The sequence below is a fragment of the Pseudomonas sp. CVAP#3 genome, assembly GCF_018986375.1.
Lineage (GTDB): Bacteria > Pseudomonadota > Gammaproteobacteria > Pseudomonadales > Pseudomonadaceae > Aquipseudomonas > Aquipseudomonas helvetica.
In genome coordinates this window covers 104,323-125,151 of sequence record NZ_JAHMSC010000015.1, presented here as the reverse complement: position 1 = coordinate 125,151, position 20,829 = coordinate 104,323, and the positions used below count along the sequence as shown (strand labels likewise).

Annotated in this window: 16 protein-coding genes; 11 read left to right on the top strand and 5 right to left on the bottom strand. The window is 61.3% G+C overall.

Annotated features, from left to right (window positions below):
• The first annotated feature begins 280 nt into the window (after nucleotides 1–280).
• Both KRR23_RS22300 and KRR23_RS22295 read left to right on the top strand, forming a co-directional pair.
• Nucleotides 281–805, top strand: coding sequence for a cysteine hydrolase family protein (locus tag KRR23_RS22300; protein ID WP_216744286.1), 525 nt, complete (start codon nucleotides 281–283; stop codon nucleotides 803–805).
• A 182-nt stretch (nucleotides 806–987) separates the two neighbouring features.
• Nucleotides 988–1,938: a 2-hydroxyacid dehydrogenase gene (locus KRR23_RS22295; RefSeq protein ID WP_216744285.1), complete on the top strand. Its 951-nt coding sequence runs from the start codon at nucleotides 988–990 to the stop codon at nucleotides 1,936–1,938.
• A gap of 15 nt (nucleotides 1,939–1,953) precedes the next feature.
• On the opposite strand, the gene tssA is transcribed toward KRR23_RS22295, so the two are convergent.
• The 5 genes from tssA to KRR23_RS22270 all read right to left on the bottom strand — a co-directional run bounded on the left by tssA (nucleotide 1,954) and on the right by KRR23_RS22270 (nucleotide 9,499).
• Nucleotides 1,954–3,057 carry a type VI secretion system protein TssA gene (tssA, locus tag KRR23_RS22290; RefSeq protein WP_216744284.1) on the bottom strand — a complete coding sequence of 368 codons (1,104 nt, stop codon included), beginning with the start codon at nucleotides 3,055–3,057 and terminating at the stop codon, nucleotides 1,954–1,956.
• Nucleotides 3,054–6,872, bottom strand: a complete 3,819-nt coding sequence (locus KRR23_RS22285) for a type VI secretion protein IcmF/TssM N-terminal domain-containing protein (protein WP_216744283.1) — start codon at nucleotides 6,870–6,872, stop codon at nucleotides 3,054–3,056. The genes tssA and KRR23_RS22285 overlap by 4 nt, the downstream gene beginning before the upstream one ends.
• Nucleotides 6,869–7,636: a DotU family type IV/VI secretion system protein gene (locus KRR23_RS22280; protein WP_216744282.1), complete on the bottom strand. Its 768-nt coding sequence runs from the start codon at nucleotides 7,634–7,636 to the stop codon at nucleotides 6,869–6,871. The genes KRR23_RS22285 and KRR23_RS22280 overlap by 4 nt, the downstream gene beginning before the upstream one ends.
• Nucleotides 7,637–7,654: 18 nt before the next feature.
• Entirely contained in the window at nucleotides 7,655–8,986 is a 1,332-nt protein-coding gene (gene tssK, locus KRR23_RS22275; protein ID WP_216744281.1) for a type VI secretion system baseplate subunit TssK, read from the bottom strand.
• Nucleotides 8,987–9,049: 63 nt separating this feature from the next.
• On the bottom strand, nucleotides 9,050–9,499 hold the full coding sequence (locus KRR23_RS22270) for a type VI secretion protein (protein ID WP_216744280.1): 450 nt from the start codon (nucleotides 9,497–9,499) through the stop codon (nucleotides 9,050–9,052).
• A gap of 226 nt (nucleotides 9,500–9,725) precedes the next feature.
• Here KRR23_RS22270 and tssB point away from each other — a divergent pair, with 226 nt between their 5' ends.
• The 9 genes from tssB (at nucleotide 9,726) to tssI (ending at nucleotide 20,828) form a co-directional block, all read left to right on the top strand.
• Nucleotides 9,726–10,307 (top strand): type VI secretion system contractile sheath small subunit, encoded by a 582-nt coding sequence (gene tssB / locus KRR23_RS22265; RefSeq protein ID WP_216744279.1) that lies wholly within the window; start codon nucleotides 9,726–9,728, stop codon nucleotides 10,305–10,307.
• 28 nt (nucleotides 10,308–10,335) lie between these two features.
• Nucleotides 10,336–11,826, top strand: a complete 1,491-nt coding sequence (tssC, locus tag KRR23_RS22260) for a type VI secretion system contractile sheath large subunit (RefSeq protein WP_216744278.1) — start codon at nucleotides 10,336–10,338, stop codon at nucleotides 11,824–11,826.
• Nucleotides 11,827–11,900: 74 nt separating this feature from the next.
• A complete protein-coding gene (locus KRR23_RS22255) occupies nucleotides 11,901–12,401 on the top strand; it encodes an Hcp family type VI secretion system effector (RefSeq protein ID WP_019690979.1) in 501 nt (166 codons plus the stop codon).
• A 15-nt stretch (nucleotides 12,402–12,416) separates the two neighbouring features.
• Entirely contained in the window at nucleotides 12,417–12,860 is a 444-nt protein-coding gene (gene tssE, locus KRR23_RS22250) for a type VI secretion system baseplate subunit TssE (RefSeq protein ID WP_216744277.1), read from the top strand.
• Nucleotides 12,844–14,634, top strand: a complete 1,791-nt coding sequence (gene tssF / locus KRR23_RS22245; protein WP_216744276.1) for a type VI secretion system baseplate subunit TssF — start codon at nucleotides 12,844–12,846, stop codon at nucleotides 14,632–14,634. The genes tssE and tssF overlap by 17 nt, the downstream gene beginning before the upstream one ends.
• Nucleotides 14,598–15,623 carry a type VI secretion system baseplate subunit TssG gene (gene tssG / locus KRR23_RS22240; protein WP_216744275.1) on the top strand — a complete coding sequence of 342 codons (1,026 nt, stop codon included), beginning with the start codon at nucleotides 14,598–14,600 and terminating at the stop codon, nucleotides 15,621–15,623. Before tssF ends, tssG begins: the two co-directional genes overlap by 37 nt.
• Before the next feature lie 2 nt (nucleotides 15,624–15,625).
• Nucleotides 15,626–18,175, top strand: a complete 2,550-nt coding sequence (tssH, locus tag KRR23_RS22235) for a type VI secretion system ATPase TssH (RefSeq protein ID WP_216744274.1) — start codon at nucleotides 15,626–15,628, stop codon at nucleotides 18,173–18,175.
• 89 nt (nucleotides 18,176–18,264) lie between these two features.
• Nucleotides 18,265–18,774 (top strand): hypothetical protein, encoded by a 510-nt coding sequence (locus KRR23_RS22230; RefSeq protein ID WP_216744273.1) that lies wholly within the window; start codon nucleotides 18,265–18,267, stop codon nucleotides 18,772–18,774.
• 44 nt (nucleotides 18,775–18,818) lie between these two features.
• Entirely contained in the window at nucleotides 18,819–20,828 is a 2,010-nt protein-coding gene (gene tssI / locus KRR23_RS22225; protein WP_216744272.1) for a type VI secretion system tip protein VgrG, read from the top strand.
• Nucleotide 20,829: the final 1 nt, after the last annotated feature.

Sequence of the window (20,829 nt, the reverse complement as noted above, 5' to 3'; positions counted from 1 at the left end):
CAATCCGAAGAAGCTGCTTTATGGGGGGCGCTTAAGCGGCGAGCCGAGTGCACTCAATAATCGCCTTGCGACTGCATTGACATGTTTGCCGAACCCACAGCATGATCGGCCTCATGAACTTCCCTGCGCTGAACCTCACCCGCACCACCACGACCGCTTCCGGCGGGTCGTGCGGTGGCTGGCTGAGATAAATACAGCGCAGTGAACCCCAGGCCCCGCCAGCAATGGACGGGGCCTTGTTGTTTCTCCCGTCCGTTCGGCACTTCATGGAGAAACACCTATGTCATCGGCACTTTTGATCATCGATATGCAGGTCGGTCTGTTCTACGGCCCGGACAAGCCCCACGACGGCGAGCGAGTACTTGCCAACATCCGGCAGCTCATTCACCGGGCCCGAGAGCGCGAAGTGCCGATTTATGCGGTACGACACACCGGCCCTCAGGGTTCGCCCATTGAGGCTGGCAGTGCATTTTGGCACTTGCTTCCCAACCTTGAACTGGATGCCAGTAGCGACATTCTGTTCGACAAGACCAGACCCAACGCCTTTTACGCAACGCCCCTGGCGCAGCAACTGCAGGCGAGCGGGATCAATGAACTGTTCATCGTCGGCATGAAAACCCAGTATTGCATCGATAGTACCTGTCGAGCCGCAGCCGACCTGGGCTTTCAAGTCACGCTGGTCGCCGACGCCCATACCTGCATGGACACTGCGGCGTTATCGGCCAAAATGATCATTGAGCACCATAACGCGACCTTGAACGGTGCATTCGCCAAAATTGTGAACACTGCGGACGCCAGGTTCTGACGCGCTGAAAAGATCGTCCGAACGCGGCCCGAGCCTTCGGACGATCTTTTGATCTCGCTTTCATTACTTTCCTCAGCTCCTACACTGAGTTCTGCGACTTTTGGTGATTGCCAAACCGATCCGGAGTCAGCAACCTGACGCGACATTCGAGCCCCGACATTCCGTGCCTACAGGAGCCCAGCATGCCTGCAACCGTACTGGTACTGGTTGAGACCATTAACGACTACCTGCCGATTCTCGAACATCAAGGCTTCCACCTGATTCTCGCCCCCACCCCCGCCGAACGTGCCGAGGCCATCGCCAGTCACCGCGGGCAGATCGACGCCGTGCTGACGCGCGGCCCGCTGGGGCTGTATGCCGACGAAATCGCCGCGCTGGCGAACCTGAAAATCATCTGCGTGATCGGTGCCGGTTACGAACAGGTCGATCTGCAAGCCGCCAGTGACCGGGGTATAACCGTCACCAATGGTGCTGGCGTCAACGCCTCGTCGGTGGCCGATCATGCGATGGCCTTGTTGCTGTCGCTGGTGCGTGACATCCCTCGGTGCGACGCGGCGGTGCGACGGGGTGAATGGCCGAAGATCATGCGCCCGTCCCTGGCCGGCAAGCACGTAGGTATTCTGGGGCTGGGCGCCGTCGGCACGGCCGTCGCCAAACGTGCCGCCAATGGCTTCGACATGACGGTGAGTTACCACAGCCGCCAGTTACTCAGCGACGTCCCCTACGACTTTTGCTCGACGCCCACCGAACTGGCTCGGGCCTCTGACTTTCTGATCGTTTGCACGCCCGGCGGCATCGGCACGCAGCACCTGGTCAACAAACAGGTGCTGGATGCCTTGGGCCCCCAGGGTTTTATCGTCAACATTGCCCGCGCCAGTGTGGTTGCTACCAGCGATCTAATCAGCGCGCTCGAACAACGGCGGATCGCCGGTGCCGCGCTCGATGTATTCGATGAAGAGCCCCAGGTACCGGATGCGCTCAAGGCATTGAGCAACGTGATCCTCACACCGCATGTGGCCGGCCTGTCACCGGAAGCGACCAAGGGAACCGTTGAACTGGTCGGGCAGAACCTGATGGCGTTTTTCTCCGGTTGTCCGGTGTTGACGCCCGTCAAGTTGCCCAAGCCGCTCTGAGAGGAGCTGCGATGTTTAGAGCACACCCAATAACGTCCAGAGTCGGCGCGACTCCGCGTCAGCCGATATCAACTCGCCCAACAGTTCACTCAGCGGTTTATTACCCCACTCCACCCCGCGCCTGATCAAGTAAGGTACCGGGCTGTGGGGCTCGGTTCGCGCCAGGTATTCGGCAATCAGCAGCAACTGCCGATAAGCCTCTTCGCGACTCACCGGTTCGCGCAGTGCCTGTTGGGCTGGCGCGGGTTCTGGCTCCAGAGTGTTTTGTGGCGCCTGGACCTGCGGTGGCTCGACCGGGGCCTGGGTGGGTTGACGTGGATGCATGGCGATGAACTCCTGAACGAGCGTCAACAGCGCCTCGATGATGCCCCGCAATGATTTGTAGCCTGGCGCCTGATTGCCCAGGTAGGCATCACTCCAGTCCTCCAGCCGTTGCAGATGCTGCAAGCTCAGCAACAGGCTGCCTTGGCTGCGCAACCAGAAGGACAGCGGTGTCGCACGAATCTGTTCGGTGAGTTTTTTCTGCTCGTTGCGCGCGGCTTCAGCTGAGGTCTTTGCGGCCTTGGTGTCATTGACCATCACCTGCTGCACTTGCAAGCGCCGCCAGTCATCCAGGCAAAAATCCGCGAATTCGCTGGTGCGCGTGTCGAACAGCGGCACCCGGGTGAGCAGGATTTCGCTGTAGCGTCGCGCCAGCCATTCGAGAGGAATCACCCGCCACGACTGATCGCCCTCCTCGGCCTGAGGGTGAAGTTGCTCGGGGTAGCGCTCGCATAGACCCGCCACCAGCGCCAGGCTGCCCGGCAACCCTTCCAGGCCGTCCAGATGTAACCAGGCCTCGCCGAGCCAGGCACTGAGCATCAAGTCCTTGCTGCGCTCCAGCAGCAAGCGGCTGGCGAGCTTTGCCTGTTCCGGCCATTGGGCACGCTTGATCGACGACTGCCAGACTCCCGTCGGCAGGCTGGTATCGTCTTCGCGGCGCAGCTCGCGCAACTGATCGAACTCAGGCTCATAGCGCAGGTCCTGGCCACAGGGCGCTTCATCGCTGATCGGCTCGAGCAGCTGTGCGATCAACTCCGGCAGCGAAGGGGCTAATGGCGATAGCGACGGCAGGCTCACAAGCCCTCCTCGTTCGTCACGATGGCCGCCGTCGACCCCGTCGAGACAAAGGGTGAACGCGGCGCACGGGTCGGCAACGGTTGAATGGACAACGGCAGTTTTGATCCCTGAGTCATCCATGACAGGCGCATGAACATCTGTGTCGGCTCCTCAATGCTGGTGCTCGCGGCGACCGGCAAGCGCAAGGTCAGTGGAAAATCCGTATAGTCCATGCTGGGCTGGCGCTGATTCGACTGGTGCGAACGCATCAGCCGCAGCAACGACCAAGGGCCACCGTACTCCCAGCCAGCCTCCAGATCCCGGATCACCAGGTTCGGTTGCAACGGGTCGCTGACCGGCCGCTGAGGACCATTCCTGGCCCAGCGCAACGTCAACCTGACGGGTTGGCCGACCATCCAGCGCAGGTTCTGCTGGGCCTCGCCGGGGTAGCTGATCTGTTGATTGCCGGCATTCAAGCCCCATGCAATGACCTGATCGGCGCCGTGCTCTTCCTCGCGATCAGTGCGCCAGCGCACGTCCATTTCCACCCCGAGAATGCCGCTTTTATCTCGCACAAACAGCGGTCCGAGCCAGGTGCTGGCCTGCTTCAAGCGAATAAGAAAGTCCTCGGCGGCCAAGCGTTCCGGCGTCCGGCTGAGTTGCAAGCCGGCTTGCGCCACCGGCAGGCGCTTGTCGATCAACTCCAGTAAATGCTGGACCCGCGCCGGGTCGGCATCGGTCACCTGCGTGCCATTGGAGAATGGAAAACGCTCGGCCAGGTACTGATTGAAATAGTTGGCCAGGTCGTTCCACGCCGCCGAAGCCTGTTGCTGTTGCAGCGACTGGCAGCGCTGCATCGCGGTTTGCTGCAGTTCCTGAGCCCTCAGGGCAAGTGTCCCACGGCCACCGGAAAGGTTGGCGGTTTGCAGGATTTGCGCACAGGACCCGGCATCCATGTCGATAAAGTCCCGGCTCACCAACTGTTCGATCTGAGCCGCAGAGCTGGCAGGATTCTGCTCCTTGTACTTGAGCAGTTCATCATTCAAGGCACTGAACTGCACAACCCGTTCGTAATCCAGTCCCGACAGATTCTGCTGCTGGACCTTCAGCCACTCCAGCGCCGAAGTGCGTTGTTCGGTAATCCCCAACATGGTGTTGAACTGCTGCTTGAGGCTCAACTTCAGGTCCTGCACATCACTGGCACCGTACAGCTGCAAGCCGAGGTTTTTCGAACCATCCCAGCGCGCAATACTGGTCCTTTCACTGAACAGCGGCTGGGCAATTATTTCGTTCAGACCACTGGCGACCTCGGCCAACGCCCGGCGGTTGAGCGCGTTCTGCAAACGGGTGGCCAGGTCACTGCGCCGCAACTCGACAAAGGCTTTCTGCAACGCCACCGCCTGCGAAGCCTGCACATTGAACCCTGTGCCTTGCTGCGCCTGGCCGCCCTGCTCCTCCAGGCTGAGCCACATCGCCTTGGCCGCTGCCCCTTCCGCTGCCTGGAGCAGCGCGCCCCGGTACGCCGGCGGGATACGTGGCAACTCCTCGCTGGCGTAGCTTTTGTAACTGGCGAAGTAATTCAATGCACTGTTGAGACCATCACTGTCGGCGCTCTGACCCTGAGAAGCACTGAGGCTGGAATCATCCTGACGCAGTGCAATGGCCACGAAATCGCGCTTGAACAACGCCTGCACGGCGTTGTCCAGTTGGCTGACATGCTCTTGCAACGCCAGTTGTCCGCTGCCTTGCTGAACCAGCAAATTGCCACGCGAGCCGGCCTGGGCAATCCATTGATCACGAAAGCTCTGCTGCAACTTCGACGCCTGCATGTCCAGTTGTTGCTCCAGTTGCGGCCCGAGCAAAGCGCTTTGGCGGACTTTATCCATCAGCTCGCGGTAGCCCGGCACCAAGTCCTGGCCCTTGCCCCGTCCCCACGCCGAGTTGGTCAAGCCAATCAACGCTTGCAGGTCGTCAATCAGCGCCCTCAAGTCCTCGAGTTCGCTGAGTGAATTGCCACTGCCGGACTCCAGCCGCTCCAGGTGCAACTTCAGGTAGCCGGCCTGACGCACGAAGTTGTCAGCCAGAAAGTACTGGTCCAGCCAGCGCTCCATGAGGCCTTCAAAATTCGTCGAGATGGTCGAGCGTTCAGTGCTCAGGTCCAGCGCTTTCAACCCGCTGGTGTCGGAATTGAGCAGCACCCGGTTATAGAAGGCCGAGCGACGCAACGTGCCAACGTTGAGGTTCAGCGACAAGGCGTTATTGCTCAACAGCACCAGGTCATCGAGCGGGCTCCGGGGATTGTTCAACGCCTGATTGAACCACTGGTTCTGTTGTTCGAGACGCACCGCGCGCTCGACCAGTTCCTTGGCCTTGACGTAGTTCTGCCATTGCGCCGGGTCTTCGCTTTCCACGTTCACTCGACGCTCGGTATTGCGGATCGCCTTGAGCTGCGCCAGGTCCGACACCAGCAACTCTTGCAGCGGCACCAGCAAGTGCCGCTGGGCGGTCAGCCGCAACTCGTCTTCCAGTTGCGCATCCAGCGAGGAAAACCAGGAGGTGGGAAAAACCACCGAACTGAACGTCCAGCGCGGGGCTCGTTCCAGTACTCGCCAGAAACTTTCGACGTTACGTCGCGTCGGTTCCAGTCGATGGCTTTCGTCCGTGACCGCGACATAATTTTTCTGCGCACCTTGCAGCAAGCGCGACAGCTCATGGGCATCCTTGACCGAGTCGTGCCAGACCCACACCATACCAATCGCCCAGACCAGACCGACCACCAGCGCCACCACGCCGGTCACCCGTTGCCAGCGTTGGCGCAGCCGCAAAATACGCGGTACGACCTGAGCCACGCCACGTTCGGCGACAATCCGGCGCTGCCACAACTGCCGGGCAAACGCGCTCTGCTGCAACACCGTGTCATAGGCCGAGAAGCTCTCCCGAGTACTCTCCGGCGCTTGATTGGCGGTGAAGTAAATCCCGCGAAAACGTGGTGCCTCGCCTTGTGCATTGCCCTGGAAAACCGGTTCAAGCAGGGTTTGCAGTGTGCGCCGCAGCGCCTCGAAACGGTCCGGCAAGGCAAACAGATCGCTGCTCAAATGCCCGGACAAGGCGCCGATCTCGATGATCGATTCAGACAATGCCCGGCTCACCTGATCCAGCGCCTGATCACTCCATTGCGATTGCCAGACCGCCTCAGGCGAATACGGCGACGACCAGCCCAACGCCTGTTCACGTGCCTCGACCGGCAGTGCAGCAATCAACGCCTGAAAGCCCGGCACTTCCTCCATGCCCGTGATGACCACATACACCGGCAGGCTCAGGCCGAACCGCTGTAACAGATCGATGAAACGCCGCCGCGCCGCCAGACCGAGGCTGGCGGCCTGCTCCGGATCGCCCAGTTGACTGGCTGGCACGGTCCAGATCACCGCGTCCAGCGGCCGCTTGCTGCGCAGGCGCACGATCAATCCCAACAGACGCCACCAGCCGCCCCGTTGCAGGTTCAAGCCTTCATCAGGCAAAAACAACGTTTGTGGCACCACCAGCACTGCGCCCTCGGGGTCCGACCACCAGCGCCCGAACCAGGCCGGTTTGTCGGTGGGTTGCAAGCGCCATTGGGCACACAGTTGAGTGCCCTGGGTTTCGTTGCCAAGCATCAGCAGCCACGGAATCTGATAGCGATCCGGCGTGCCTTGCTCCTGTTCCATGTGCCGGACCGACAGATAAAAACTGCGAATCGCCGCGCCGCTCTGGGTGCGCAACCACCACATCGCCACCAGCAACACCGCCAGCAACAACAGCACCGCCACGATGGTTGCGACAATCCCCAGGGTACTCATGAGTCTTGCTCCTGGGCCGCTGCCATTTCGGAAAGGTGCATGACCGGCTCAAGCTCCTGACGGATGTCGCGCCAGAACATCTGCCCCAACCCGGTCATCAACAGCACGACACCGAGGATCGCCAGTGCCAGACGAAAGCCGTCGGGTAGCGACAGACGCAGGGGCAACTGCACGGGAGTCACCGCCGAAGGCTGCTCCAGCCGGGCACTGACATCGGCGTAATCGGGCTCGTGTTGCCAGGCAAACGCGAACAACGCCAACCGCCACTTCTCATGCTGGAGCTGATTCTGCTCGCCGCGCAGACGCCCTTCAAAACCCAGTACCAGGCATTGCAAATAGACATTGGCCAGATCCCGGGTGGCCGGCACCTGGTCGTCGAGCAATGTCTTGATCGCCAGTGGCAGCCGTTCGCCCGCCTGACGGCTGGCATACATCCGCGACTCCAGCGGTTTGTCCTGCCAGCCGAGCTGACCCGGCCAGGCGGTAAACAACAGGGTCTCGTCGATCAGCGCGACAAACGCATACACCACGGCGGTCACCTGTTCGGTGGCGGCATCACCGACTTTGGCAAACGCGGTTCGCCACAAGCGCTGGGTAATCTGCGTGGAAAACTCGACGACGGCTTCGACCAACGCCTCATCGTCACTGTCTTTGGACTGTTCGTTCCAGGCCAGCGACCACTCTTGCCAGGCCTGACGAAAAGCACTGCTCAGCGGCGCTTCGTGGAGGCCTCGTGCAGCGCTGCCGACGTTCCCTTCAGGCATTCGATTCCCCTTCCCTGATCAAGCGTTTTCATTGGCCTGAGCGACAAACAGCACCACTTGCCACGGGCTGCTCGCCAGCTGCGAGGCCGGCGCGACAATCTGCAACGGCAGTTGCCCGTCGAACCATTGGCCCTCTGCGGTGACCACAAACAACCGGGTATCTTCGCCCACGCTGTAGGCCACCTGTTCGTTGCGATTCATGGCCTCATGCGCCAGACCGCGCATGCGTTGTCGACCGAGCAGGGCAACGTGCGGCGCGGAAGCGATGATCGCCCGGCTCAACCATTCACTCGCAGACTGCTCGCTTGCGCCATTGGGCATGCGCAAGCCGATCACCAGGCGCTGGCTCGGTTGATCGTCGGGCAACTGGATCGAGAAGAGGTGTTCATGGCGTTCGAACGGCAGGCTGCGATAGCCGGCGCGAATCAATTCGAGGGTGTTGTCCAGCCAGTCGAGTACGCTCTCGTAGCCACGCTGCAACTCGAGAAAATCCAGCGCGGCGAAGGCCGGCACACCGGCCAGCGGATCAAGCGCCGACCAGGCACCGGCCAGCCCCAGCAGCAGACCATACAGCGCCTGAGGCGTCGCGAGCCGACTGCTCAACAAACCCTCGACTTCCGGCAGACGCGCCCAGAGTGCCGTCAGTTGGCGGCGGATTTCTGCAGCGTCATCCTGATTACCGGCCTGCTGTGCCTGGCGCAAGCGACCGGCCAGAAACATACACTTCTCTCGGGCCCGGGCGCACAGGCTGCCGACCCGACGGCCCAACACCGACTCCGGCAACAGGCACGGCGTCGGCGCGGTGTAGGGCAGCTGCAAAAAGCCGCCGCCTTCCTTGCGAATACGCACCAGCGGTACACAGATCGAATCGGCCTTGTTCAGTTGCGTGCACAAACGCGGATTGGGTCGCCACACCGTAATCGACTCAGGGTATTGACCGCTGGTGAGGTCTGGCAAGGCATCGCCGATTACCGATTGCAAGCGTCCGGTGAGTGGCAGTAATTGCCCGGCACGCCACAACGGGCTGACCGCCAGGTACACGGTCACAGTGGCATTGTCCGTTGCATCGACCGCTTCGCTGACATCAAGCTCCAGCATCGGTCCCACACCGGCCTGCACGTTGATCGGCAAACCATCCGGTAACGTCGCCTGCAAGGCGAGCAAGCGAACGTGCCCGGCACTCAGTGCCGAAGGGTCGATGTCAAGATGGGTGACACCCCAGAACCAGGGGTTGCAGGCCTTGGCAAAATGCGCGACCAACGCTTCAGCGCGCAGACCTTGCAACTGAAAATGCTGGGGCAGCAACTGCATGCCCTCGTGCCAGCAAACCGCGTCAGGTAGCAAACTCATACGATTCCCTTCGACGTCGAATGGCGCCGCTGGCCCGCGGCCTGGTGATCTATTCAGTGCAAATCAGTGCGCAGCGTCGCTGACCAGTGTCATCTCGCGACTGTCGAACTTCAGCCAGGCCTTGCTCTGATCGTCCAGTCGAAGTCGGTGCGCTCCGGGTGTGTTATAGCTCGCGAAGATCAAAAGTCCAGCGGCCCGCTTGCCGCCCAAGGGGAAGGGTTGTTGATCGATAAACTGCCCTGGAACCAGCTCCAGCCCCCAGACCGTCATCAGCTGTCGGTAGTCGCGTTGAAACTGCTCGCGCTCGCTGAACCATTGCCGAGCGGTCAGTGCCGACAGCTGTTTGAGCAGTTCCGGATCATTCACCGCGACAAAATCCACGGCAATCGGCGTGTCGTCATTGGCATGGGCGGCGACGTCCAGCGTCAGGCTATCGAGATCGACTCGCGGCCCGAACAACGAACAGCCCGTGAGTAACAGGAACGAGAGAGAGATAAAAAAAACGGCGCGCACAATGAATTTTCCTTTTCTCATGACGGTCAAAAATTGTTTTTGTTTGCATTTTTATAGACCTGTTCTAGCGTCTTGGGTAGTTCGGTCGGTACGACGAATGTGGAAGGTTCGTCAAAGGAATGACAGTTCCAACTGCCCTCCCTTTCTAACCTACGGTTCGGTAAGGGAATGCGATGAACGGGCCCTCCGGTGCATTGCTCCCGCCCATGCATCGGAGTCAGCCACCATGGCAGAAAGTACTCAGCACAAGCTCGACAGGGTCCGCCCGCCCCGCGTGCAAATCACCTATGACGTCGAAATAGGTAACGCCATCGAGAAGAAAGAATTGCCTCTGGTGGTCGGCATTCTTGCCGACCTTTCCGGCAAACCCCTCGAGCCCCTCCCCAAGTTGAATGAACGGCGTTTCACCGAGATCGATCGCGACAACTTCAACGAAGTGCTCGCCTCGATAGCCCCCCGCGTCACCTTGCAAGTCAACAACACCCTCGGCAGCGACGACAGCAAGCTCAACATCGAGCTCAAGTTCGGTCATATCGATCATTTCGACCCGGTCAAGGTGGTCGAGCAAGTAGCGCCGTTGCGGCGCCTGTTCGAAGCGCGTCAGCGTCTGCGCGATCTGCTGACCAAACTCGATGGCAACGATGACCTGGACAAGCTGCTGCGTGATGTCATCGCCAACACCGAAGGCCTGCAAGAGATCAAATCGGCCCGGCCTGAAGCGGCTGCACCGGCTAGTGATGCCAACGCGACGCCGCAAGCTGCCGCACCGGCTAGCGATGCCGATACAGCGCCGGACGCACAAGCCTGATCGTCCATTCATTTAGGGAGAAATTGCCATGCCCGCCTCATCCAGCGCCCAGACCCAAGCCGGCGAGAGTAGCGTGAACGAGACCTTGTCTCTGCTCGACCGAATCATCGCCGAAGGGCGAATGGCCCACGACGACAGCCAGAAAGATTACGCACGCGACATGCTCGCGGAGTTCGCCACCCAGGTTCTTGACAAAGGCATGGCCGTCGACAAGGACACCGTGGCGATGATCAACGACCGCATCAGCCGGATCGACGAGCTGATCAGCGCCCAGCTCAACGAAGTCCTGCACCACCCGGACCTGCAAAAACTCGAAGCCTCATGGCGTGGTTTGCACCTGCTGGTGCAGAACACCGAAACCAGCTCCCGGCTGAAACTGCGCTTGCTCAACGTGACCCAGAAAGAGCTGCAGAACGATCTGGAAAAAGCCGTCGAGTTCGACCAGAGCGCGCTGTTCAAAAAGATCTACGAAGAAGAATACGGGACCTTTGGTGGTCATCCATTCAGCCTGCTGGTGGGTGACTACACCTTCGGCCGGCATCCGCAGGACATCGGCCTGCTGGAGAAACTCTCGAACGTCGCCGCCGCCGCCCATGCCCCGTTCATTGCCGCTGCCAGCCCGCGACTCTTCGACATGAACAGCTTCACCGAGCTCGCGGTACCGCGTGACCTGTCGAAAGTCTTCGAGAGCCAGGAGTTGATCAAATGGCGCTCGTTCCGCGAAAGCGAAGACTCGCGCTACGTCTCGCTGGTGCTGCCACACTTCCTGCTGCGCCTGCCTTATGGCCCGGAAACCTTGCCGGTGGAAGGCATCAACTACGTTGAAGACGTCAACGGCAGTGACCACAGCAAATACCTCTGGGGCAATGCCGCCTGGGCCTTGTCGCAACGCATCACCGAGGCCTTTGCCAAGTACGGTTGGTGCGCGGCGATTCGCGGTGCCGAAGGCGGTGGCGCCGTCGAAGGGTTACCGGCCCACACGTTCCGCACCACCTCCGGCGATCTGTCGCTCAAATGCCCGACTGAAGTGGCAATCACCGACCGCCGTGAGAAAGAGCTCAACGACCTCGGCTTCATCGCCTTGTGCCACAAGAAAAACAGTGACGTGGCGGTGTTCTTCGGTGGCCAGACCACCAACAAGTCCAAGCTCTACAACACCAACGAGGCGAATGCCAACGCGCGGATCTCGGCCATGCTGCCTTACGTGCTCGCGGCATCCCGCTTCGCGCACTACCTGAAGGTCATCATGCGCGACAAGGTCGGCAGCTTCATGACCCGCGACAACGTGCAGACCTACCTCAACAACTGGATCGCCGACTACGTGCTGATCAACGACAACGCCCCACAGGAAATCAAGGCGCAGTACCCGCTGCGTGAGGCCCGAGTGGACGTATCGGAAGTCGCCGGCAAACCGGGCGTCTATCGGGCGACGGTGTTTCTGCGGCCGCACTTCCAGCTCGAAGAGCTGACGGCCTCGATCCGCCTGGTCGCCACCCTGCCGCCACCGGTAGCAGCCTGACCTGCCTCCCGTCGGCCTGGCCGGCGGGTTTTCCTTTGCTTATCTAACGCGATTTTCTTCAGGAGTTTCAGGCGATGGATGCAATCATTCTCGACCTCGGCGGCGACATCAAAGGCGACAGCCTGCTCGAAGGTTACAAGGACAAGATCGAAGTCATGTCCTACAGCCACAACGTCGCGATGCAGGTGACCAACGACGTCAGCAACTCGGAGCGTACCTCCGGCAAACCGCACATCGGCGAGTTCACGCTGACCAAGTTCGTCGACAGCTCGACCCCGTCTCTCAACGAGTACTGCTGCGCCGGCAAACCGATCCCGGAAGCCAAGATCACCATCGGACGCAACGCCGCCGAAGGCAGCGGCCAGTTGATGCCCTTCATCATCTACACCCTGACCAACGTGGTGCTGTCCAACGTTAGCGTCAGCGGGGGCACGGGCGGCAAACCGGTGGAAACCCTCTCGCTGAACTTCACCAAGATCAAGTGGGAACTGACCGCGCAGAAAGACGATGGCACCAAGGAAGGCACGGCCGCTTCGACCTGGGACCTGGCCGCGAACAAGCTGATCAAGGGCTGACGGAGTACCCCGACCATGACCGGCACCGGCATTCTGCCGCCGCTGTTCGAACGCCTTTCCGCCAGCGAGGCGGATACCGTGCAGGCGTTCGATCGCCAGGCACTGTTGGAGTCGGTCCGTATCGAGTTGCTGCGGTTGTTCAACACCCGCCGTGGCCAGCGCCCGCTGACCACGCCGCCAAGCGTTATTGACTACGGCATCGCTGACTGGACTGCACTGCAGCAACAGCGCAGCGATGACCGCCATCAACTGACGCGGCAGATTCGTGAAGCCATCAACGCCTTCGAACCACGCCTGCAACTTGGCACGGTCGATGTCACGCCGGTCCCCGAAAATCCGCAACAACTGAGTATCAGGCTGCAAGGTGAGCTACGCAGCGGCAAGCAGCATTGGCCTGTCGCATTCGTCATCGAGAACGCCGGCGATGGCCTTGAGGTGCGCAATGAGCGACTCGATTGACCCGCAACTGCTCGATTACTACCAGCGGGAACTGACCTGGCTGCGCCATGCCGGGAGCATTTTCGCCGAACGCTATCCCAAGGTTGCCAGACGCCTGGAACTGTCTCCCGGCGAATGCCCGGACCCGCATGTCGAGCGCTTGCTGGAAGGTTTCGCCTTATTGGCTGCGCGCCTGCAACGGCGACTCGACGACGATTACGCCGAGTTCAGCGACGCGCTGCTGGAACAACTCTACCCGCTGACCATGCGGCCGCTGCCGTCCTGCGCCATCGTCCAGTTCGAACCCGATCCGAGCAAGGGCAACCTGGCCGGCGGTTACCCGCTTCCGCGCGACACGCCGTTGTTCGTCACCACCCGCCACGGTGAAAGCATTCACTTTCGCACCAGCGCCGCCGTTCACCTCTGGCCGCTGGCAATCGACGAAGCCTTGCTGCTGGGAAGCGACGAAGCCCAGGCCCTGACCGGCGTCGCCCAGGCACGCTCGGCGCTGCGCTTGAGCCTGCGCTGCCTGGGCCAAAGCCAATGGGCAGAACTCGGCATCGAGCAGTTGCGCCTGCACCTGGCCGCATCGCCGGTGATTAACGCCAAGCTCTACGACTTGCTCGGTGCCCATGCGATTCAGCTCCTCGCCGGGCCACCCGGCAGCACACCAAAAGTGCTGGCCGGGCTGCCGAAAATCGTCGGTTTCGCCAACGATGAAGTCCTGCTACCCGATGAAGACGGCGTGCATCCAGGGATGCGTTTACTCGCCGAGTACTTTGCCTTCCCGGACAAATTCAATTTCTTCGACGTGCCGCTGGCGGGTGCAATCAGCAACAGCCAGACGCTGTATCTGTACATCATTTTCGACCAGGCACCCGGCAGCCGCCTGCATTTACAAGCCAGCGATATCGCGCTGGGTTGCGCGCCGGTGATCAACCTGTTCCCGCGAACTTCCGAGCCGCTTCGCCCGGACGGCACTCGTAGCGAATACCGCCTGGTTGCCGACAGCCATCGGGAAAACAGCGTCGAAATCCACAGCATTCGCGCCCTGCGCGCCAGCACCTCGCAGGGCGTGCAGCGTGTGCCGGCGTATTACGGCAGCCAGCACGGCGGCAACCACCGCTGCTATTGGCACGCCCGGCGAATCAGCGGCATGACCCCAAACCGCTTGGGTACTGACCTCATGCTGAGTCTGGTGGACACCCAGCTCGACCCGTTTGAAGAAGTGACTGAACTGAGCCTGACCGCCGAGCTGCTCTGCACCAATCGGCACTTGGCCCAGAGCCTGTCGGCCGGAACACCGCTGGGCTTCGAGCGGCCGGGGCCGATTGCCTCGGCGCGCTTGCGTAATCCGCCGAGCCCGCAAAGCCTGCCGCGGCTGGACGGTGAGTCACGCTGGCGACTGGTTTCGCAACTGACGCTCAATCATTTGTCATTGGTCGAAGGTCCCAAGGCGCTGGATGCGCTCAAGGAAATCCTCGAGTTGCATAACCTGCGTGACGAGGCCAGCGGCCGGAGGCAAATCGAAGGCCTGTTGAGCCTGAGCTGCGAGCGGGTCATTGCGCATGTCGGTGAAGACGCCTGGCGCGGGTGGCGCAATGGTCTGGAAGTTCGCTTGCAGCTCGATCCGCAGCATTTTGTCGGCACTAGCGCGGTGCTGTTTTCAGCGGTGCTGGCGCAGTTTTTCTCACTCTATGCCACGGCCAATCGCTTCGTGCGTACGGTGCTGGTTGAATCAGACAAGGAGATCAAGGCATGGCAACCCCAAGCCGGCATGCCGCTCTCCCTTTGAGCCTGAGCCAACGGCTGCGCCGCGATCCTCAGGCGTTCGAATTGTTGCAGGCCTTGTTGCTGCTCGAACGCGAGCATCCACAAGCCGAATCGCTGGGTAGCGGCACTGCGCCGCAGGCTGAAGCGCTGCGTCTGCGCGGTCCGCTGACGCCGTTGTTCGCCGCCAGCCAGGTTGAAAGCTTGACCGAGGAAACGGATCACAAGCCGACCCTGACCACCCCGGTTTTCGGTCTCGGCGGACCAGACGGACCCCTGCCCTACGCCTATCAGGAATGGCTGCAACAACGGGCCCGCGCCAAGGATTATGCGCCGGCCGAGTTCCTCGACCTGTTCCAGCACCGCCTGCTCAGCCTGCTCTACAAAGTGCTGCGCAAACACCGGATTGCCGTGGGCTTTTCAGTGCCGGGCGCGACACCGGTGCACGCCCAGTTGCGAGCGTTGACCGGCCTGCTGCCCAAATCCCTGCACGGGCGTCAGGCGATTCCCGATGCCGCCGTGCTGGCGTGCAGCGCGTTGTTTGCCGACGGGCGCCGTTCGCTCGCAGGCTTCGCTGCCATCGTGCGCGAACAGTTCGAATTGCCGGTCGAGCTCAACGCCTATGAAGGTGCCTGGCGCGAGATTCCACCCGCCAGTCGCAGCCGCTTGCAGCCCGGTGGACGCAACCTGCAACTGGGGCGCAGCGCCGTGGCCGGCACGCGAGTCTGGGACGAACATGCCGGAATCCGTCTGACCCTCGGCCCGCTGACGCCTACCCAGACCGCCGCCTTCTTGCCGGACGGTAAAACGCACGCGGCCTTGGCCAGCCTCAGCGCGCTGTATTTCGGTCCGGACCTGGAGTGCACACTGGTGCTGCTGGTCCGTGGCGCCAACCCGATAAAACTCGGTCGTCAGACTCCCCCACTGTTGAGCTGGAACGGTGGCCTGCAACGCCAGTCCAGCCTCACCCTGCAACGCATCGAGACTCGTCTTCGTCAGCTGGAGATCACCTGAACATGGAACTGGCCAGCCTGATCGGACGCCTCAACCCGGACAACCGCCGCGCCCTGGAACGGGCCGCCCAGCGTTGCCTGCAACGCGGTCATCATTACGTTGAAATCGAGCACCTGTTGCTTGAACTGCTGGAAATCGAAGGCGGCGACTTTGCTTATCTGCTGCCGCGCTTCGGCCTGGAACGCGATGCCCTGACGGCGGAAATCAACAAGGCCCTGGAATTATTCAAGACCGGCAGCACCCGCACCCCGGCACTCTCGGCGCACACCATCGGCTTGCTGGAAGACGCCGTGGTGCAGGCCAGCGTGCTTGGCCTTGAAAGCATCCGTTCCGGCCTGTTGTTATTGGCGCTACTTGACCGTGATGAACGCCGCAGCCTGTTGCTCAACAGTGCTTCGTCGCTGCTGCGGATTCCTCGGGATGCCTTGCGCAGCAATCTGCTGGAATGGACCGAAAGCTCCCGCGAGCATGTCGGCGGCGCCCGCTCGGTCGCCGCAACCGCCGGCAAGCCGCAGCAGAAACAGGACTCGCTGCTCGACCAGTTCACTCAGGACCTGACCGCCGACGCGCATGCCGGGCGCATCGATCCCATCGTCGGGCGTGACGGTGAAATTCGCCAGTGCATCGACATCCTGCTGCGCCGTCGCCAGAACAATCCGATCCTGGTCGGCGCGCCGGGCGTCGGCAAAACTGCGGTAGTCGAAGGCCTGGCCTTGCGCATCGCCGCCGGGGACGTACCGCCGTCGCTGCAAGAAGTCAGTCTGCGAGTCCTCGACCTTGGTCTGTTGCAGGCCGGCGCCGGGGTCAAAGGTGAATTCGAGCAGCGGCTCAAAGGTGTGATCGATGCTGTCCGCAGCGCGGAAAAACCGATCATCCTGTTCATCGACGAAGCCCACACCCTGATCGGCGCCGGGGGTGTCGAGGGCGGCAGCGACGCCGCCAACCTGCTCAAACCGGCGCTGGCCCGTGGTGAACTGCGGACGCTGGCCGCAACCACCTGGCTTGAGTACAAGAAATACTTCGAGAAAGACCCGGCCCTCGCCCGACGCTTCCAGCTGGTGCAAGTCGAAGAACCGGATGAAATTACTGCCGTGGAAATGCTCCGCGGGGTCGCCGCCAAACTCGAACAACACCACGGTGTGCAAGTCCTCGACGCCGCAATTCATGAAGCGGTGAAGCTGTCCCATCGCTACATCTCTGGCCGGCAACTGCCGGACAAGGCCATCAGCGTGCTCGACACCGCCTGCGCGCGGGTCGCCCTCGGTCAACACGACGTACCGCCACCACTGGAGAGCCTGCGTCATCGCCAGCAAAGCCTTAAGGATGAGGTCGAACGCCTGCGCCGCGAACAGGCCACCGGCCTCGATCACCGTGAGCGCATTACCGTGCTCGAGACCGAGTCCACCAGCAACGTGCAGGCCATTCGCGAACTGGAGATCCGCTGGAGCGAAGAACGCGTCGCCGTGCGCGAACTGCTGGAAACCCGGCGCGAACTGCTGGCCCTGAGCGAACGCGCCGACAGCGACAAACCGGACGACGTCACTGACGGACGCCTCGACCATCTGGCCGCCGAACTGCTGCGCCTGGAAGCCGGCCTCGACGCCATTCGCCAGGACGACCCGCTGGTGCCGGAGCAAGTCGACGCGAAAACCGTCGCCGCGGTGATTGCCGGCTGGACTGGCATCCCGGTCGGCAAGATGCTCGCTGACGAAGCCCACGCCGTGCGCACCCTCGGCCAGCGCATGAGCCAACGGGTGATGGGCCAACGCACTGCGCTGAACACCATCGCCCAACGCTTGCAGGCGTATCGCGCCGGCCTCACTGACCCGCAAAAACCGGTCGGCGTGTTCCTGCTGGTCGGCCCCACCGGCGTCGGTAAAACTGAAACCGCCTACGCCCTGGCAGATGCGCTGTATGGCGGAGAGCGCAACCTGATCAGCATCAACCTCTCGGAATATCAGGAAGCCCACACCGTCAGCCAACTCAAAGGCGCCCCGCCCGGTTACGTCGGTTACGGCAGCGGCGGCGTGCTCACCGAAGCCGTGCGCCGCAAACCCTATTCTGTTGTGCTGCTGGACGAAATCGAAAAAGCCCACCCGGATGTGCTGGAGGCTTTTTATAACGTCTTCGACAAAGGCCTGATGGAAGACGGCACCGGCCTGGTGGTGGACTTCAAAAACACCGTGATGCTCGCCACCAGCAACGTCGGCGCCGAACTGCTACTCGACACACCGACCGCGCAACTGGACAGCGATGCCTTCACCGAAGCCCTGCACAACGTCCTGCTGAAAGCCTTCCGTCCGGCGTTTCTGGCGCGCATGACCGTGGTCGCGTATCGGCCGCTGGATGAGGTGACGCTGGAAGGGATTGTGTTGGCCAAACTGGAGAAATTGCGTGGCCGCTACAAAGCTGCGACCGGCAAGCAGTTCGAGTTTGATGCCGGGATTGTGCAGGCGGTGCTGGCCAAGTGCAGTGCGGCGGGTGCGCGGGATGTCGAGAATGTGCTGATGACGCAGGTGACGGGGAAGTTGGCGGAGTGGGTGTTGGAGTAACTCACAGCCAATCCGTGTTTTGACCATGGCTCGTAACAGGATCGTTGTTATCAGTCACACCCCATGAATGTGTAGGGAAGGAGAACGTCATGCCACAACTACCCACCGCTAACGCTGCACGAGTGTCTTTGCTCCATGGTGCCGTCGGCGTCGGTGAGCATCACGACAGCGACACAGCGCGCCATCATCTCTATGACTGGATGCTCAGCGGTCTGGTGACGCAGATCGTCCTGGAACTGGATGATTTCGCCAACGTCCCACTCGGCGAAACGGTGCAGGTCCTCGGCTTTATCGACAACCAGTGGGGTAATGATATTGGTTTGCTGGACTTATGGACGCTGGCGGAAAACCTGAACATCGAAGTTCGCGGCTGGGACCCGGGTGATCAACTGGGACTTACCATGGCCCAGAGTCTCGCCTTTCGAAACAACCAGATTGTGGCCAGTTTCATTAATGAGCATGCACCTGGCGTGCCCCATGCTGCCGTTCCGAATGCCGTGGGTGTGGTCCTGCTGTTTGGCGTCGGCCATTTCGGTCCGACGCCCATGACCATCAACATGCTGTTGGGAGACGCGTTGCCGTGGGTCGATTTGCATTGAAAGCCCATTGGCCGTTCACCATCGCCTTTAGATAAGGACTCTCAATGCCCCGCACCACCGACAGCAACACCACCCTTTCCGTCACCGCCTCCTCGCTGTCGGCGCTTTACCCTGAATCCCTTTCCGGCGAAGAGGCCCTCAACGCTTTGGGGTCACAAACCCTGCACGGCCTCAACGACGGCACCTCGCTCACGCTCAACTCAGCCATCTCCACCCACCTCACCACCACTTTGCACAACGACGCCCAAACCCGCCCGCTCGATGCACTGGTCGCCGAAATCCGCCAGCTCCCCGCCGACGCCACTGCCGAGCGTTATCAGCTTGTCTTAAGGCCATGGCTCTGGTGGCTGACCCTGGCCAGCAACAACCGCGTCTTCCAGAACCTCGCCACCTCGGACATCGTCACCACGATCTTCAAGGCCCACGGCTTCACCGATTTCCAGTTGAAACTCACCGGCAGTTATACCCCACGCGAGTACTGCGTGCAGTACGGCGAAACCGATTTCGCCTTTGTCTCGCGGTTGCTGGAAGAAGAAGGGATTTTCTGGTTTTTCACCCACGCGGATGGCAAGCACACGCTGATGCTCGGGGACAGTAACGATGCGTTCGTGCCGATACCCAATGGACCCAAGGTGAGCTATCTCGGGCAACGGATGGGCGAGCGCGAATTGCATGGCATCCGTTCCGGGCAAGTCTGTGTGCAGGCGGTGGCCGGGGTGTATCGGGCGACGGATTATGAGTTCACCACACCGACCACGTCCCTCTACGATCAGGCTGAAGCCGTGGCCGGGCCGCGTTCCATCTATGAGCATCCGGGCGGTTACCATGCCAAGGCTCGAGGTGATGCGCTGACCAAGCAGCGGGTGGACGGTTTGCGCAGTCAGGAGAAACGCTTCGTCGGCGAGAGCGATTGCCGTTGGCTGGTGCCGGGGCACTGGTTCACGCTGGCCGGTCACGATGACCCGACGCTGAATATCGATTGGGTGGTGACGGCGGTCACTCATGAGGCCAGTCATGACAGCTACCGCAACCGCTTCGAAGCCATCCCCAAAGCCACGCCTTATCGCCCGGCGCGGCTCACGCCCAAGCCGCGGATGCATACGCAAACGGCGCTGGTGGTCGGCAAATCCGGCGAGGAAATCTGGACCGACGAGTATGGTCGGATCAAGTTGCAGTTCCCCTGGGATCGCGACGGCAAGAATGACGAAAGCAGTTCCTGCTGGGTTCGCGTGGTGCTGCCGTGGAGCGGCAAGGGTTTTGGCATGCAATTCGTGCCACGGATAGGTCAGGAAGTAATCGTGACCTTTATCGACGGCGACCCGGACCGGCCATTGGTCACCGGTTGCGTCTACAACGGTGACAACGCCCTGCCCTATGCGCTGCCAGCGAACCAGACCCAGTCCGGGATCAAGACCAACTCATCCAAAGGTGGCGGCGGTTTCAACGAGTTGCGCTTCGAGGACAAGAAGGACGCCGAAGAGGTGTTTCTGCAGGCGCAGAAGGACTTCAAGATCAATGTACTCAACGACACCACCGCCAGCGTCGGCCATGATGAAATCCTTACGGTAAAGAACGCCCGCACCCGCACGGTCAAGGAAGGCGACGAGACCGTGACCCTGGAAAAAGGCAAACGCAGCGTGACGATCCAGACCGGCAGCGACAGCCTCGACGTCAAGGACAGCCGCACGGTGAAGGTCGGCGCCGATCAGAAGCACAGCACCGGCGGCAACTACGAGCACAAGGTCACTGGCGATTACAGCCTGACGGTGGACGGCAACCTGACCATCAAGGTGAGCGGCACCCTCACACTGCAAAGCGGTGGCAGTTTCGCGATCAAAAGTGGCGCCGATCTGGCGGCCCAGGCCAGTACCTCGATCAGTCAGAAGGCCGGCACCTCCCTGAGCAATCAGGCCGGCACGGAGCTGACCAACAAGGCCGGCACCTCGCTGACCAATGATGCCGGGGTCAGCCTGACCAACAAGGGCGGTGCCGAGCAGACCGTGGACGGCGGCGGCATGCTGACCATCAAGGGCGGACTGGTGAAGGTCAATTGAG